Origin of the sequence: Saccharopolyspora sp. ASAGF58, assembly GCF_012277335.1 — a bacterium.
Lineage (GTDB): Bacteria > Actinomycetota > Actinomycetes > Mycobacteriales > Pseudonocardiaceae > Saccharopolyspora > Saccharopolyspora hattusasensis.
Genome location: NZ_CP040605.1, coordinates 2725306 through 2739674 on the forward strand (window position 1 = coordinate 2725306; position 14369 = coordinate 2739674).

Annotated in this window: 20 protein-coding genes and 2 tRNA genes; 13 read left to right on the forward strand and 9 right to left on the reverse strand. The window is 68.1% G+C overall.

Going from position 1 to position 14369, the window contains the following annotated elements; genetic code table 11:
- Nucleotides 1-40: 40 nt before the first annotated feature.
- On the reverse strand, nt 41-517 hold the full coding sequence (locus tag FDZ84_RS12830; protein ID WP_371812852.1) for a MarR family winged helix-turn-helix transcriptional regulator: 477 nt from the start codon (nt 515-517) through the stop codon (nt 41-43).
- 98 nt (nt 518-615) lie between these two features.
- Here FDZ84_RS12830 and FDZ84_RS12835 point away from each other — a divergent pair, with 98 nt between their 5' ends.
- From FDZ84_RS12835 to FDZ84_RS12845, 3 genes are read left to right on the forward strand one after another with little or no spacing between them, the layout of a single operon-like run.
- A complete protein-coding gene (locus FDZ84_RS12835; protein WP_246868972.1) occupies nt 616-1089 on the forward strand; it encodes a MarR family winged helix-turn-helix transcriptional regulator in 474 nt (157 codons plus the stop codon).
- On the forward strand, nt 1073-2056 hold the full coding sequence (locus FDZ84_RS12840) for an ABC transporter ATP-binding protein (protein ID WP_168586084.1): 984 nt from the start codon (nt 1073-1075) through the stop codon (nt 2054-2056). The genes FDZ84_RS12835 and FDZ84_RS12840 overlap by 17 nt, the downstream gene beginning before the upstream one ends.
- Nucleotides 2053-2823: an ABC transporter permease gene (locus FDZ84_RS12845; RefSeq protein ID WP_168586085.1), complete on the forward strand. Its 771-nt coding sequence runs from the start codon at nt 2053-2055 to the stop codon at nt 2821-2823. Before FDZ84_RS12840 ends, FDZ84_RS12845 begins: the two co-directional genes overlap by 4 nt.
- A gap of 121 nt (nt 2824-2944) precedes the next feature.
- Here FDZ84_RS12845 and FDZ84_RS12850 read toward each other — a convergent pair whose 3' ends face one another.
- Together FDZ84_RS12850 and FDZ84_RS12855 are read right to left on the reverse strand one after the other, a co-directional pair.
- The gene (locus tag FDZ84_RS12850; protein ID WP_168586086.1) at nt 2945-3136 is read right to left on the reverse strand and encodes a DUF397 domain-containing protein; all 192 of its coding nucleotides are present in this window, start codon (nt 3134-3136) and stop codon (nt 2945-2947) included.
- Nucleotides 3133-3981: a helix-turn-helix transcriptional regulator gene (locus tag FDZ84_RS12855; RefSeq protein ID WP_168586087.1), complete on the reverse strand. Its 849-nt coding sequence runs from the start codon at nt 3979-3981 to the stop codon at nt 3133-3135. The genes FDZ84_RS12850 and FDZ84_RS12855 overlap by 4 nt, the downstream gene beginning before the upstream one ends.
- A 138-nt stretch (nt 3982-4119) precedes the next feature.
- On the opposite strand from FDZ84_RS12855, the gene FDZ84_RS12860 reads away from it, so the two are divergent.
- The 3 genes from FDZ84_RS12860 to FDZ84_RS12870 are packed head-to-tail and all read left to right on the forward strand — an operon-like array spanning nt 4120 to nt 4827.
- Nucleotides 4120-4344: a zinc finger protein gene (locus FDZ84_RS12860; RefSeq protein WP_168586088.1), complete on the forward strand. Its 225-nt coding sequence runs from the start codon at nt 4120-4122 to the stop codon at nt 4342-4344.
- A complete protein-coding gene (locus tag FDZ84_RS12865; protein WP_168586089.1) occupies nt 4341-4529 on the forward strand; it encodes a hypothetical protein in 189 nt (62 codons plus the stop codon). Before FDZ84_RS12860 ends, FDZ84_RS12865 begins: the two co-directional genes overlap by 4 nt.
- 13 nt (nt 4530-4542) lie before the next feature.
- Nucleotides 4543-4827, forward strand: a complete 285-nt coding sequence (locus FDZ84_RS12870; protein ID WP_168584093.1) for a hypothetical protein — start codon at nt 4543-4545, stop codon at nt 4825-4827.
- Between the two features lie 181 nt (nt 4828-5008).
- Here the strand turns inward: FDZ84_RS12870 and FDZ84_RS12875 are convergent, their stop codons facing one another.
- Nucleotides 5009-5164 carry a hypothetical protein gene (locus FDZ84_RS12875; protein WP_246868973.1) on the reverse strand — a complete coding sequence of 52 codons (156 nt, stop codon included), beginning with the start codon at nt 5162-5164 and terminating at the stop codon, nt 5009-5011.
- Between the two features lie 421 nt (nt 5165-5585).
- On the opposite strand from FDZ84_RS12875, the gene FDZ84_RS12880 reads away from it, so the two are divergent.
- Both FDZ84_RS12880 and FDZ84_RS12885 read left to right on the forward strand, forming a co-directional pair.
- Nucleotides 5586-6341 carry a L,D-transpeptidase gene (locus FDZ84_RS12880; protein WP_168590023.1) on the forward strand — a complete coding sequence of 252 codons (756 nt, stop codon included), beginning with the start codon at nt 5586-5588 and terminating at the stop codon, nt 6339-6341.
- A 50-nt stretch (nt 6342-6391) separates the two neighbouring features.
- Complete coding sequence (locus FDZ84_RS12885; RefSeq protein WP_168586090.1) at nt 6392-6973, forward strand: hypothetical protein; 582 nt, start codon at nt 6392-6394, stop codon at nt 6971-6973.
- Between the two features lie 362 nt (nt 6974-7335).
- Here FDZ84_RS12885 and hisC read toward each other — a convergent pair whose 3' ends face one another.
- Entirely contained in the window at nt 7336-8397 is a 1062-nt protein-coding gene (gene hisC, locus FDZ84_RS12890; protein WP_168586091.1) for a histidinol-phosphate transaminase, read from the reverse strand.
- Between the two features lie 262 nt (nt 8398-8659).
- Between hisC and FDZ84_RS12895 the strand changes: the two genes are divergently transcribed.
- From FDZ84_RS12895 to FDZ84_RS12910, 4 genes are all read left to right on the forward strand, one after another.
- A complete protein-coding gene (locus FDZ84_RS12895) occupies nt 8660-9361 on the forward strand; it encodes a dienelactone hydrolase family protein (RefSeq protein ID WP_168586092.1) in 702 nt (233 codons plus the stop codon).
- 82 nt (nt 9362-9443) lie between these two features.
- Nucleotides 9444-11438 carry an acetoacetate--CoA ligase gene (locus FDZ84_RS12900; RefSeq protein WP_168586093.1) on the forward strand — a complete coding sequence of 665 codons (1995 nt, stop codon included), beginning with the start codon at nt 9444-9446 and terminating at the stop codon, nt 11436-11438.
- Between the two features lie 111 nt (nt 11439-11549).
- Nucleotides 11550-11639: transfer RNA gene (locus FDZ84_RS12905), tRNA-Ser, on the forward strand.
- 42 nt (nt 11640-11681) lie between these two features.
- Nucleotides 11682-11754 (forward strand) — tRNA-Arg (locus FDZ84_RS12910).
- Nucleotides 11755-11837: 83 nt separating this feature from the next.
- Here the strand turns inward: FDZ84_RS12910 and FDZ84_RS12915 are convergent.
- From FDZ84_RS12915 to FDZ84_RS12930, 4 genes are all read right to left on the reverse strand, one after another.
- Nucleotides 11838-12104, reverse strand: coding sequence for a tyrosine-type recombinase/integrase (locus FDZ84_RS12915; protein ID WP_168586094.1), 267 nt, complete (start codon nt 12102-12104; stop codon nt 11838-11840).
- Entirely contained in the window at nt 12070-12651 is a 582-nt protein-coding gene (locus FDZ84_RS12920; protein WP_168586095.1) for an MvdC/MvdD family ATP grasp protein, read from the reverse strand. Before FDZ84_RS12920 ends, FDZ84_RS12915 begins: the two co-directional genes overlap by 35 nt.
- A 523-nt stretch (nt 12652-13174) precedes the next feature.
- A complete protein-coding gene (locus FDZ84_RS12925) occupies nt 13175-13537 on the reverse strand; it encodes a hypothetical protein (RefSeq protein ID WP_246868976.1) in 363 nt (120 codons plus the stop codon).
- Nucleotides 13538-13664: 127 nt separating this feature from the next.
- Nucleotides 13665-13907, reverse strand: coding sequence for a zinc finger protein (locus FDZ84_RS12930; RefSeq protein ID WP_168586096.1), 243 nt, complete (start codon nt 13905-13907; stop codon nt 13665-13667).
- 292 nt (nt 13908-14199) lie between these two features.
- On the opposite strand from FDZ84_RS12930, the gene FDZ84_RS12935 reads away from it, so the two are divergent.
- Entirely contained in the window at nt 14200-14364 is a 165-nt protein-coding gene (locus FDZ84_RS12935) for a DUF6879 family protein (protein ID WP_168586097.1), read from the forward strand.
- Nucleotides 14365-14369 lie beyond the last annotated feature (5 nt).

The following is a 14369-nucleotide window of genomic DNA, read 5'->3' on the forward strand; positions in this document are numbered from 1 at the left end:
GCGTAGCCAACCCGCAAAGATCCGCCCGCAGCGGTCCGGGTCAGTCCAAGTCGCGCAGGCGGGTCGTCAGCCGCTCGAAAACTGCGCCCAGGACCTTCATTTCTTCCGGCTCCAGCAGGTCGATCATGTGCGTTCGGACGCCCGCGACGTGCGTGGGGGCAGCTTCGCGCAGCTTCGCCAGCCCCTTGTCGGTGAGCACCGCGAGCACACCTCGACCGTCGCTGGGGCATTCGTCCCGACGGGCCAGCCCGGCCGTTTCCAGGCGGCGGATCTGGTGCGAGATCCGGCTCTTGGAGTGCGCGATCTGGTTGGCCAGCTCGCTCATCCGCATCCGCAGGCCGGGTTGCTCGGACAGGCTGACCAGGATTTCGTAGTCCGCGATCGAGAGTCCGTGGGCGAGCTGCAGTTCGCGGTTGAGCCGGTACTCCAGCAGCGCGCTGCCGACGATGTAAGCGCGCCAGGATGCCATTTCGCAGTCGCCCAGCCACTTGGTTCGCTGCTCGGTCGCCTCGGTCACGCGGCCAGGTTACCGGCAGGTTGACGGTACTGGTGCAGGTTCGGACGTACGGAAAAATAATTTGCTTCCTAACCATTCACTCCACGTATGATCGGGTCGTGCCCGGCTTCCTGGAGCGAGATCCGCAGCGCATGCCACTGAACCGGCTGGTGGGGCTGACCGGTCGGCGGTTGTCGCATTACTGGGAGCAAGCGGTGGCGCGGAGCACCGACCTGAGCCAGACGGCGCTGCTGGCTCTCACCGCGATCGACGAACGGGACGGCCGAACGCACCGCGAGGTAGCCGAGAGCTGCTGGGTGCGCCCGGCGACGCTGACCCCGGTCATCGACGCCCTGGAGTCCGACGGATTGCTGACCAGGCAGCGCGATACGGCCGACCGGCGCGTAGTCCGGCTGCGCATCACCCCGGCGGGGCGGGCAGCGCTGGGCGAGGCGTGGCGGGGGGTTCGCGCGGAGTTCCGGCGGATCGACCCGGGCACGAGCCCGGCAGCGGAGGCCCTGATCCGTAAGTACCTGCTCGCGATCCTGAGCGGTCTGAACGAGAGAGAAGGCGGATGTGACCAAAGCGGTTGAAGTGACCGACCTGGTCAAGCGCTACCCGAAGGCCAGGAACAACGCGGTAGACGGACTCAGCTTCGAGGTGGAGGCGGGGGAGATCTTCGGGCTGCTCGGCCCGAACGGAGCCGGCAAGACCACCACCGTCGGCATCCTGACCACCAGGGTCCTGCTGACCAGCGGAACCGCCCGCGTCGCGGGGGTCGACGTGGCGGCCGACCCGGTCGCGGCCCGCAGCAGGGTGGCGGTCGTGCCGCAGCGGGTCAACCTGGACCGCTCGTTGAACGCCCGCCAGAACCTCATCTGGCATGCCGCGTACCACGGCGTCGCCCGCGGCGAGCGGAAGCGGCTCGCCGACGAGCTGCTCGACCGGATGGGCTTGGCGGAGAAGGCGAAAGCCCGCGTCGACGACCTCTCCGGCGGCCAGGCGCAGCGGCTGATGATCGCCCGCGCGCTGATCCACAAGCCCGAGGTGCTGTTCCTGGATGAGCCGTCCACCGGGCTCGACCCGCAGGCCCGGCTGTTCGTCCACGACCGCATCAACGACCTGCGATCCGAGGGCGTGACGGTCGTGCTCACCACCCACGACATGGACGAGGCGGAGAAACTGTCCGACCGGGTCGGCGTCGTCGACCACGGCAAGCTGCTGACGCTGGACACGCCGGAGGCGCTGATCAAGTCGCTGCCGGGCAGCGGCACGGTGGACGCCACGCTGCGGACCAACGGCTACGACCCGGCCAGGGTCGCCGAGCTCTTATCCGATGTGGACGGTGTGCAGCGGGTCGAGCAGATCGGTACCGGCACCAACCAGGCCGGGGAAGCCGAGCTGCGCCTGCGCCTGTACGTGGGCGAGGAACCCGCGGCGCTGCTCGGACCGGTCGCGCAAACCCTGCACGAGCAACGGGTTTCGGTCAGCGACCTGTCGCTCGGATCGGCGACGCTGGAAGACGTCTTCATCGACCTGACCGGAAGGGAACTGCGATGAGTCCTGTCCGCGCATTCACCGCGGTGCTGAGCCGCGATGTGTTCGTGACCGGTCGGGAGCTCCCGAGCTTCCTGGCGCAGGTGCTGGTGCAGCCGGTGGCGCTGCTGTTCATCTTCGGCAAGGTGCTCAGCGAGCTTGGCTACGCCCAGCCCGGCTACGCGCAGATCCTGCTGCCGGGCATGATCGCGCTCAACGCGTTCCTGGTGTCGCTGCAGAACACTTCTTTCCCGCTGGTGCTGGACTTCTCGTTCTCCCGGGAGATCGAGGACCGGCTGCTGGCGCCGCTGCCGATCAGCTGGGTGGCGGTGGAGAAGATGCTGTTCGGCGCGCTGCGGGGGCTGCTGGCGGCGGTGCTGATGGTGCCGATCGGCATGGTGATGCTGGGGGACATCAACTGGAACCTCGGCGGCCTGGCGTTCGCACTGCTGTGCATGGTCCTGGGCTCGCTGTCCGGCGCGGCGGTCGGCCTGACGGTCGGAGCGGCGGTGCCGCCGCGGCGCATCAACATCATGTTCGCGGTGATCCTGGCGCCGCTGATGTTCACCGGGGCGACCCAGTTCCCGTGGGCGCAGCTGGAACACCTCCGCTGGTTCCAGGTCCTCTGCGCGATCAACCCGCTGACCTACGTCAGCGAAGGCATGCGTGGAGCGCTCCTGCCGGAGGTCCCGCACATGCCGGCCTGGATCTGCGTCCTGGCACTGCTGATCGCCACGGTGCTCTTCGGAGCCCTCGGCATCAAGTTCTTCCTCCGCCGAGCCCTCGACTGACGCAGAACACGAGGACGGATCGCTCACGCGATGCTCCGTCGTGGCTGTCGAGGTCGTGAGTGGCAAAGCCGGTTCTTACCGGTTTTGTCACTCACGACCTCCACGGCCGACCGAACCACGGTCAACGGTCGAAACGACCGGCCTTGAGGCCGCCGAGGAACCCGGCCCAGGAGCGCGGGTTCACGCATAACGTGCCGCCGTCGCGGTCCTTGGTGTCGCGGATGTAGGTCGCCGACTCACCGATAGCCAGCTCAACGCAGTTGTTCGCGCCGCTTCCGCTGCGGCTGGTCTTGCGCCAGTTCAGGTTGTTCATCCCAGCACCTTTGCCTGTGCGCGGATCAGTTCGGCCGAATCTTCGACGCTCAGCGCCGATTCAGCGATCTCGGCGAACATGTCCGCGAAATGTTGCACGTCGCTCACATTCTCCACCCATGAACCACCACCGGCGTACTCCAAATAGACGGCTGGCGGGTCATCGGGATCGCTGTAGCCGATGATCGTGAAGCCGCCCGACATGGTGCCGTAGGACCCCAGGTCGAACGGCACGATCTGGATGGTCACGTTGTCCCGCTCGGCCGCGGTGACCAAGTGGTTCAACTGCTCGCGCATGACTTCGGCGCCGCCGACGACACGTCGGATCACAGATTCGTCGATCAGCACATGCAGGTGGAGAGGTGCAGGGCTCGTCAGCCGTGCTTGCCGACTGAGTCGTGCCGATACATAGCGCTCTGGCGCTGATGTGTGGAACTGACGTCCGGTCGCATTGATCGACCTCGCGTACGCATGAGTTTGCAGAAGACCAGGAACCACATGCGGTTCCACCGTCTGTGCGGTGTCGGCTTCTGCCTCTGCACGTAGGAAGGCTCGGTATTCCTTGGGTGCCCCTGACGGCGTGACAATCCGGGTAGCTCTTTCGCCGGCGTCTTCCCAAAGCGAAGCTGCTTCAGCTCGCTCGTCGTCACTTGCCGCGTAGAGCGCCAGCAATGCCTGCAAGGTCGCCCAACCAGGCCGAATGTGACCGGTTTCGTAGCGACTCACCGTCGGCTCGGCGACGCGCAGGAGCTTGCTCGCGTCTGCCAGCGCCTTGTCGGCTTCGTTGCGAAGGCGAGCGAGTAGCTGGCCGAGTCGTTTCTTGCGCCGCGTCGGGGTGCTCGGCATGGCAGGAGCGTAGCGCGACCCGATCGTGGAGTGGCTACACCTGATCTGAGTATCAAGAAGGGAGTAATTACCAACGATCTATTACGTGTCAGGCTCGAAGCTTGGGCTCCGATTGACTGTTTGAGTAGGTGGTGGGGGATGCATCCGTTTCACTGGGTTCCGGCTGCTGGGGCGCGGCACGCGAGTTTGGACGCTCGGCCGGACGGGGCCTTGGCGTATCCGAGCGGGACCGGCGTGCAGACCTTGTGCGGGCAGCGGCTCACGGCCGACAACTCGGAATTGGCTTGGTTGTGGGAAACCTGCCCCGGATGCGATGCCGAAGCGCGGCGGATCTCCGGCGCGGCTCCTCCGTTGCCGCGATGAGCGAGCGCACCAGTGGGCTCGCGACGTTGCTCCGACGGGCCCAGTGGATGTTGGACGACCTGGCTTTCCAAGTCGGCGCAGGCGTTCTCGACTCCGACGACCTCGACGCAGCCGCCTCGGCCCTGGACGAGACGGCGCGGCTGCTGCACGAAACCGCGAACAACGATGCGCGCGCCAGCGCGTAAAAGGACCGATCATATGCCGAACGTGCTGGACATGATGCCGCAAATCGGGTTCATCTCGGCGATCCTCGCCTATTACCTGAGCGTCACGCGGAAGTCCTACCGGCCCCAACACGCGGGCGAGGGCGAAGGCGCCCTGACGGTCTGGCACCTCATCGCCCACGTGGAAGCCGAGCAGCGACAACGCGAGCAAGGCGGCCGCCACCGCCTCCGCGAACCGACGGAGCACTCCATATCGGACAGTCAAGCTCCACCGCTGGACCTCCAACGCCGTGTCCTAGAAGGCCTCCGCCGCCTATAGCCGGCCTATAGCCACCCGAACCCGGCTCGATGCCGATACCCCCGATCTCGCGGCATCGAGCCAGCCGAGCGGCCGGTCGGTGCGCTTCCCCTCCCCACGCACCGACCGGCCGCGCCCCACTTCGCGCCGTCGGGTCCGCAGTTTCAATGGAAATTGCGGGTGAACGCGGTGAACGGGGCCTTCACGAGTCGCCGGCCGCCAGGTCGAAGCCCTCGTCGCCGATGGTCAGCCGCAGGCTGCCCGACTCCACCGCGACGAACTCGTGCGACCCCGCCGCGTACGCGGGGAAGGTCCCCCGCATCGCAGCCGGCCGGCAGCCGACCGACGTCCACCGCAAGCCATTGGGTCTTCTCGTCGGCTGGATGTGAGGCCGCACGGCGCCCTGGGCCGGGTTGTCTGAGTCGCCCCTCGACGCGGACAACCCGGCCCTTTTGTCGCTTGACAGAAGTAAAAACGACACACGATCGAGCGATTACCTTTTGTGTAACACTCCAAACTCCATGGTTTCCCTGACCCGTTTTTCCTGATCAAGCGGCGGATGCGGGTGATCGGGCCCCGGTCGGTCCGCGTCGGTGGTCACGGAGTGCGCGTTAGCGTCCCGGCGGCACTTGATCTCGCAAATCAGGCTGCCCGCTGCAGGTGCTTCCCGGCCTTCGCCGGGGCCGCCGACAACAGGTACGCCAACGGGCCAGGAGCTGATCATGAATCCTCGCACAACGAGTACCAGACGCCCCGACCACGCCGGTCGCCGCGTCCGGATGGCGGCTGCCGCCGTGCTCGGTGCGCTTTGCCTGGGCATCAGCGGATGCTCGGGCACATCGCCGATCGAGCCGGCCCACGCGATAGCGCAAGCCGACCTCGGCATGCAGGCCTCCGCGACCACCTTCGCGAACTTCCCCAAGGCACCGCAAGATCGGGCGCCGAACGCGGAAACCAGCGGGCTCGTGCTGCACATCAAGCGGGACGTCGCAGTGCACGAGGCACCTGGCGGCGCCGTGTTCGCCAAGCTCCCCGCCACCCAGCTGAAGAACCCCACCTGGGTGCCGGTGATCGCGGAGCACGGCCCGTGGGCGCAGGTGCTGCTCCCATCGCGCCCCAACGGTGCGACCGGTTGGGTCCGCACCGACGATCAAGTCGAGCGGGCGCGGTCTCCCTACGTCGTGGACGTCGACATCGATGCGCGTCGGCTCGTGGTGCGCGAGGACGGCTCGGCGGTCGGGGAGTGGGTCGTCGGGGTCGGCGCACCGGGTTCGCCGACGCCGCGCGGCCGAACCTTCATCATGGCGGCGATCGAGGAGACCGTCACCAAGTTCAGCCCGATCATCCTGCCGCTTGGCGCGCACTCCGACACCTTCAGCACCTACGGCGGCGGCCCTGGCACGGTCGCGCTGCACGGATGGCCCGACCCCGCGGTGTTCGGCCAGGCGAGCAGCGACGGGTGCGTCCGCGTACCCGACGATGCGCTTCGCCTGCTGACCACCCTGCCGTTGGGCACCCTCGTCCACCTGCGGTGATCGCCGTAGATGGAAATTCCCCGAAGTACACCGAAAAGGAAGTGCTACGAATGCGCAAGACTGCTTGCCTCGCCGGAGTTTTCGCCGCAGGCGCCGGACTGCTGGGCGGCGCCGCGCCGGCGTTCGCGGACAGCGCGGACAACGACGGCATCAACATCGGCAACGACAACAACCTGAGCGTGTTGCCGATCCAGTTGTGCGGCAACAACATCGGGGTGCTCGGGGCCGTGGTGCCGATCCTCTCGCCGCAGGCCAACCACTGCACCAACGCGCCGATCGTGGACCACCCGACCGTCCCCGGGAAGCCGGGCACCGACGGGCCCTGCGAGCCGGGCAAGCCGAGCGGACCGGGCTGGCAGAGCGGACCGGGCGGGCAGAGCGGACCGGGCTGGCAGAGCGGACCGGGCGGGCAGAGCGGGCCCGGCTGGCAGGGCGGGCCCGGTTGGCAGGGTGGCGGCTGGCAGGGTGGCGGCTGGCAGGGTGGGCCGGGGCGCGACCAGTGCGCGCCCGGCGTCCCCGGCGGGCCGAGCGACCCCGTCCAGACCCCGCCGAGGCAGGTGTCGGCCGCCAAGCCGCTGCCCACCGCGCCAGCACCGGTCGCGGTTCGCGGACACCACCCGGTGACCGGCTGACCCGACCGATTGGTTTATTTCACCCGAACGAGTGCATGCCTAAGTCGCTGGCTGGCTCGCATCGTTTGATCAGCACTAGATTCCCGTGCTGCGTAGATCACTACGCACTCCAGTGGTCGTTCCGGCTCGAACGACCACACCCCCGGTGGTGGTGCCCGGCGAAGTACTCCCCCTCTCTTCGCAGGGCACCACCACTGTTTACGGGGTCATCCCGGGAAAACCGGTCAGCCGCTGATGCGGTCCAGCACCTGGGTCAACGCCGTCGTCCGCTCGGCGGCCGTGTTCCAGGGCGTCGTCTCCGACTCTAGGCATTCGGCGATTCGGTGCACCCGCTAGTCCGGGTGCACCGAATCGCCGCAAGATCACTGCGCAGCTTGGCCGAACGAGCTGGCTGCGGCCAGGAACGCGTCGTTCTCCTCGGGTTGTCCGATGGTGACCCGCGCGCCCTCGCCGGCGAAAGCGCGAACCACGACCTTGTTCTGCAGGCAGTGCTCGTTGAACTCGGCGGTGCGCTCGCCCAGCGGCAGCCAGACGAAGTTCGCCTGCGTTTCGGGAACCTCGTACCCGGCGGCCACGAGTTCACGGCGCACCCGCTCCCGCTCGGCGACCACGTTGGCGCACCGCTTCCGCAGCTCGTCCTGCGCTTCCAGCGAAGCGATCGCGGCGACCTGGGCGATGGCGTTGACGCTGAACGGGATCGCGACCTTGCGCAGCGCGACGGCGACCTTCGGCGGGGCCACGGTGTAGCCCACGCGCAGCCCGGCGAGGCCGTACGCCTTGGAGAAGGTCCGCATCGAGGCCACGTTGTCGCGCGCCCGCGCGATCTCGACGCCGTCCGGGCCGTCCGGGTCGTTGACGAACTCGAAATACGCCTCGTCGAGCACCACCAGCACGTCCGAGGGCACCCGGTCCAGGAAGGCTTCGAGCTCGGCCCGCCGCAGCAGGGTGCCGGTCGGGTTGTTCGGCGTGCACACGAACATCAGCCGGGTGGCCGGGGTGATCGCGGCGAGCATCGCCTCCAGGTCCAGCGCGTGCTCAGCGGTCAGCGGCACCCGGACCTGTTTGGCGCCCACGACCTGCGTGATGATCGGGTACGCCTCGAACGACCGCCACGGGAAGATGACCTCGTCGTCGGCGGTGCAGGTGGCCTGCACCAGCTGCTCGCACAGCGCGACCGACCCGCAGCCGACGGCGATCCGCTCCGGCTCCACCCCGAATCGCGCCGCCAGCGCCTCGGTCAGCCGCCCGACGCCCATGTCCGGGTAGCGGTGCACCTCGCCGGCCGCCTGGTTGATCGCCGCGACCGCGCTGGGCAGCGGGCCTTCGGAAACCTCGTTGCTGGCCAGCTTGATCGAGCCGGGGATGGTCCGGCCGGCGACGTAAGCGGGCAGTTGGTCGAGGTCGGCACGAGTGCGCACGGTCATTTACGACTCCTAGCTCCGACGATGGGTCACCTGGACGTTAGCTCGCCTGACCGGGGGACAGGGGCACGGGTCATTTTGCGAAGCGGGTGACGAACATCGTGTACGAATGTCTGGGACAGGTGGGGCGTCGCCTGCCCGGCGGGGCCGGTGCGACGGACGGTTCCGTCTGATGGCTTGTCTTGGCGGCCATCCGTGTATTTCGCTCGTCCGAGCGGTGGAATTCGTTGACTCGTGTTCACTTTGGCGTGATTACCTGCACGGCATGATCCAAACCCGGACCGAAACGCTCGCGCTCACCGATGGCACCCAGCTCCGGTTCACCGTCGCCGAACCGGGCACCGTGGTGCGCGGTGGACTCGTTGTCCTGCACGAGGCCCGCGGCGTCACGGAGCGGGTGCGCCGGCTGTGCGGCTCCCTCGCCGAAGAGGGCTGGCTCACCGTCGCGCCGCATCTCTACCACCGCGACGGCACCGACGAGTTCCACGACCACCAGCCGGACGAGCGCGTGCACGACCAGGTGCGGCGGCTGTCCGGCGACACGATCCTCGCCGACACCGACGCGTCCTTCCTCTGGCTGTCCGATCAGGGCGTACCGGCCGACCGGCAGGGGGTCCTCGGCTTCGACATCGGCGGCTCGGCCGCGTTGGTGGTGGCGGCCAGCCGCACCGTGGGGGCCGCCGTGAGCATCGGCGGGCGCGGCATCCTAGAGCCGCTGTCCGCGGAAGTGCCGCCGCTGGTGCAGATCGCCGGGGAGCTCTCCTGCCCGTGGCTCGGGCTGTACGGCGACGACGACGAGATGGAGCCCGGCGAGGTCGAGAAGCTTCGCGAGGTCACCGACACCGCGCAGGCCGCGACCGACGTGATCCGCTTCCCGGGAGCCGGGCACCGGTTCGACCGCGACGCGGACGCGGCGGCGGAGGCGTGGCAGCGAGCCCGCAACTGGCTGGACCTCCACCTGCGCTGACCGCGCGTCGCCAGCGGAGAACCAGCAGCTCATCGCTACCGGAGGCTAGGCGGACGGGGTCCAGGTGGGTTAGGAAGAGCCCATGACGTCGAGCACCAATCCAGAGCAGGTCCCCGAGCTGTTGTGGCAACCGAGCGCGGAGCGCGTGGCCACGAGCCGGATGGCCGCGTTCCGAGACTGGTTGCGCATCGAGCGGGACCTCGACCTGCCCGACTACCGGGCGTTGTGGCAGTGGTCGGTGTCGGACCTGAGCGGTTTCTGGGCCGCAGTGGCGGACTTCTTCGACGTCCGCTTCCACGACCGAGCCGAGCGGGTCCTGACCGCCGAGGTGATGCCGGGCGCGGAGTGGTTCCCCGGTGCCACCCTGAACTACGCCGAGCACGCGCTGTGCGACGGCGCGGGCAAGGGGGACGGCGACTTGGCGGTGATCTTCGCGCGGGAGGACGGCCGCAGCGAGGAGATCACTTACGGCGGACTGCGGGCCCGGGTGGCCGCCGCCCGCGCGGGCCTCAAGGCGCTCGGCGTGCGGGCGGGTGACCGGGTTGCGGCGCTGGCGCCGAACAGCCCCGAGACGCTGGTGGCGTTCCTCGCCGCGGCGAGCCTCGGTGCGACCTGGTCGTCGTGCTCGCCGGACTTCGGCGCGCGGGCGGTCGCGGACCGCTTCGTGCAGATCGAGCCGAAGGTGCTGATCGCGGTCGACGGCTACTCCTACGGCGGCCGCAGCTTCGACGTCCGGTCCACTGTGGACCAACTGCGCGAGGCGATGCCCGGGTTGACGGGCACGGTGCTGGTCGACTACCTCGGCGAGGGCGCCGAGCTGGCGGATGCCATCGGCTGGGACGACCTGCTTGCGCAGCACCGCGGCGCGCCGCTGGAGTTCGACCCGGTGCCGTTCGACCACCCGCTGTGGGTGCTGTACTCCTCCGGCACCACCGGCCTGCCGAAGGGCATCGTGCACGGCCACGGCGGCATGGTCCTGGAGCACCTTAAGGCCATCGGCCTGCACTGCGACCTCGGCCCGGGCGACCGGTTCTTCTGGTTCACCACGACCGGCTGGATGATGTGGAACTTCCTGGTCGGCGGCCTGCTCACGGGCACGACCCTGGTGCTGTACGACGGCAGCCCGGGCTACCCGGCGCTGTCGGCGCTGTGGAAGCTTGCGGCCCGGCACCGGGTGAACTACTTCGGCACGTCGGCGCCGTTCATCCAGAGCTGCCTCAAGCGCGAGCTGCGCCCGAAGGACGACTTCGACCTCTCCGCGCTGCGCACCGTCGGCTCGACCGGCGCGCCACTGACCACCGACGGCTTCCGCTGGGTGGCCGACGCCGTCGGCGCGGACGTGCAGATCGCCAGCATCTCCGGCGGCACCGACCTGTGCACCGCGTTCGTGGGCGCCGCGCCGGACGTGCCGGTGTGGCTGGGCGAGATCTCCTGCCGGATGCTCGGCGCGGCGGTCGCCTCCTACGACGAGTACGGCAAGGAGCTGCATGACGAGGTCGGCGAGCTGGTGGTGACCAAGCCGATGCCGACGATGCCGGTGTTCTTCTGGAACGACCCGGACGGCTCGCGGCTGCGCGAGGCGTACTTCGACACGTTCCCGGGCGTGTGGCGGCACGGAGACTGGGTGCGGATCACCGAACGCGGCACCCTGGTGATCTACGGCCGCAGCGACTCGACCCTCAACCGCGGCGGCGTCCGGATGGGCACCGCGGAGTTCTACCGGGTGGTGGAGGGCTTCGAGGAGATCGTCGACTCGCTGGTGATCGACACGTCGGGCGCGGGCGAAACCGACGGCAGACTGCTGTGCTTCCTGGTGCTGGCGGAGGGCGCCGACCTGAACGAGGTCCAGCCGAAGCTCAAGGCGGCGCTGCGCACCGAGCTGTCGCCGCGGCACGTCCCGAACCGGTTCATCGTCGTCGACGAGGTGCCGCGCACCCTCAACGGCAAGAAGCTGGAGGTGCCGGTGAAGAAGATCCTCGCCGGCACCCCGCCGGAGCGAGCGGTCAGCCGCGACGCCCTGCAGAACCCGGCGTCCCTCGACCCGTTCGTGCAGCTCAGCGCGGAGCTGGCGACCTGATCGGCGGTCGGGAGTCCTGCCGCGGCGGCCTCCCGACCGCAAAACCGACCCCCCGTGACGGCCGATCGGGAGGTTGTGTAATCTTTTCTCCGGTGGCCGCGAGGGTTACCGGGAGGCTTCGCCTAGTCTGGTCTATGGCGCCGCACTGCTAATGCGGTTGGGGGTTACGCCCCCTCCCGGGTTCAAATCCCGGAGCCTCCGCTGTGGCCTCCGCCGGAAGGCGGAGTTCACACAACTGAACATGCGCCCGTAGCTCAACGGATAGAGCATCTGACTACGGATCAGAAGGTTAGGGGTTCGAATCCCTTCGGGCGCACGTCTGGTCGAGACAGCAAGGAACCCCCTCACGCAGGGGTTCCTTGCTTTTCAGCCCCCGTCAGTCCTGGCTGTGGCATCGGATCAACCTCCCACTGCGGCCCCCTGGGTGCCCGAAGGGTGCCCGGGCGTTTCCCTGGGTGCCCGCCGCGGGACGATCGACGCTGCGGCTTCCGCTGCGGCTCGAGCCACCTGCGGGAGCACCGACGTGTAGATGTCGCTCGTGGTTGCCAACGCCGAGTGGCCCAGCGTTTCCTGCACCACCTTCATGTCGACCCCCGCCGCAAGCATGAGCGTCGCCGCGACGTGGCGTAGGTCATGGAAGCGGATCGGCGGTAGCGCCGTAGACATCACGGCGTAGGACGGCAAGACCCTGCGGTACACGCTGAAAATCGGCGGTGTCGTGTTGCTCGAGCAACCCGAGATCGAATACAAGGTCACCGAGGGTGTGGGCGAACTTCCGCCGCCCGTCTTCCACGATGGAGACTGCGCCGAGCATCTTGGTTACCGTCGGCTCGGCGGCGAACTCGCGCACGTCGTCCGCTTCGTTGGTGATCAGGGTTTCCGGCACCCGCGGCCCGTAACGGGCGCCGATCACCAGCTGGAGCGGCTTGTAGGCCGCGGCTGCGGTCCTCATTGGATGGTTGACCCACAGCACCGGCAACGACGCCAACACCCCGCCAAGTCCGTATTTGGCCTCGGTGCGGGCGTGCCGTTCTTCGACGGCGTTGAGCGCATGGAACCGGTAGGCCCGAGGGGCGCGATACCACACCGCCGTGATGGCCTGTAGATCAATGACATGGTGCTCGGTGCGGAGATTGCCGACCCAGCGGCACCCACACAGTCGAGCGGAGATGCTCAGCTGCGCGGGGAACCAGGCTGTGTCGACCCTGTGCACCTCGGTCCCGCCTGGAGCGTCAAGACCATCGCGTCGGCGCTGGGATCGTGTTCACCAGCCAAAATGAGAATGGACATCAGTCGTTGTGGTAATCCTCAGACGGGTCACCCTCGGAGCCGTCCTGGCTTCCGGTCGTGGGCGCCGTCGGCGGCCCCGCCACGATGACCGGACGACCCTCACCGTCGACTCGGATCTGACGGACCGGTTGTAGGTGCCCTGCGGGCCCGGGGCGCACTCCGGCGGAGTCACCGTCGTCATGCGGCGCAGGCCCCACGGACGCACACCGTTCTCTGACGGCGCCACCTCGGCTGTGGCCGTCTCGTCCGTCGGCAATGGGAACTGGGCGCTCTCGGGCGCGATCGGGTCATCCCCGAATCGCGTCAACATGCTGGTCATACAACCTCCTTACTTATCCAGCCGCGGATTCGGCTGGAAAACCAATGGATTCCCTCACAGGTGGAATCGGCGGGGATGCACCGAGGGGCGATGCACCCCCGCCGAACGGTCCGGTGCAGGTCGGGGATCACGGCACCGGGCCGGGTCTACAGGAGTTGCAGCGCGGTAAGCAGCCACCGCAGCATTCCGGGGTGTCTTGCCATGGCGTCGCGGTCATGGACCGGCAACCCGGAATCCACCACCGGAAGCATTCGGGTTTCGACGGTGGGGCGAGCTCATCGCCTTCGTCTAGGTCCCCGCGCAGCGTGACCGTGCGCAGCCGGTGTCGGCCGGTACCGCTCGTCTCCGATTCAACCCGAGCGAGCAGGTAGGCGACCGTCAACGTGCTTTCCCCGCCGCCGGCATGCCGTGGCGGGGCGTAGTAGAACGTCGCCCACAGAGCGATCCCGCCGACGCCGAGCAGGCTTGTCGCAATCAACGCGGCAGTCATCGGCCTGTCCTCTCCCCGTCGATCACGCGCGGCGGAACATAGGTCGCGCTCTGGTCTCGCAGCAGCTCGGCGATTTCGTGCAGCAGCGCCGCGGTTTACTCGTGCAATTGCGGTTGCACCTGCGCGTTCATCGCGCATCCACCACCGGCGGGATCGGCACCCCGGCAAGTTCGTGCGCTTTGGCGTTGCATCCGGCGCACGTTTCCCACAGCCACCCGATGTCGGTGTTGTCCGCGCGCAGCTGGTGCCCGCAGAGGGTTTCCACCACGACACCGGTGGCGTAGCCGCCAAGCGGCCGGGCGTCGGTACTGGCATGTCGCAGTCCGTCGGCCGGTACCCAGCTGTACGGGCGGGGTCGGTACGTGGTCATGGTGACCTCCAGTGGTGCTCGTGCCACGCAGAGCATGACCGATTTTGAGAACCAAACAAGAAACAATTGAGAAGCTTCGCGAACAACTCACTCGGTTGGGGCAAGGTGCGCGTATGGTTCGTGTCGTTGGCTGGTACTTGCGCGAACGGTGCGCGCTTGGTTCACTACCGGCCGACAAGGAGACCGACATGCGACTCACCCACCTCGGCACCACGAGCGGCGGCGGGGGCTGCCCGGAGCTGTACGAAACCGACCGGGATACCTACGTCGTGCAGGGAACTCGGACTTCTGGATGTTCGATGACGATCAGGTCGGCGTGATGCACTTCGGGGAACTGGGCATGCTCGGACTTGAGATGATCGCCGACACGGCCGAGATCGAGCAGTACCGGCGGTGGCGGGACCGAGCATGGAGCGCCGCGGCGCCAGCCGAGGAATGGGCAGTGCTGGTGCAGTGAGGAAG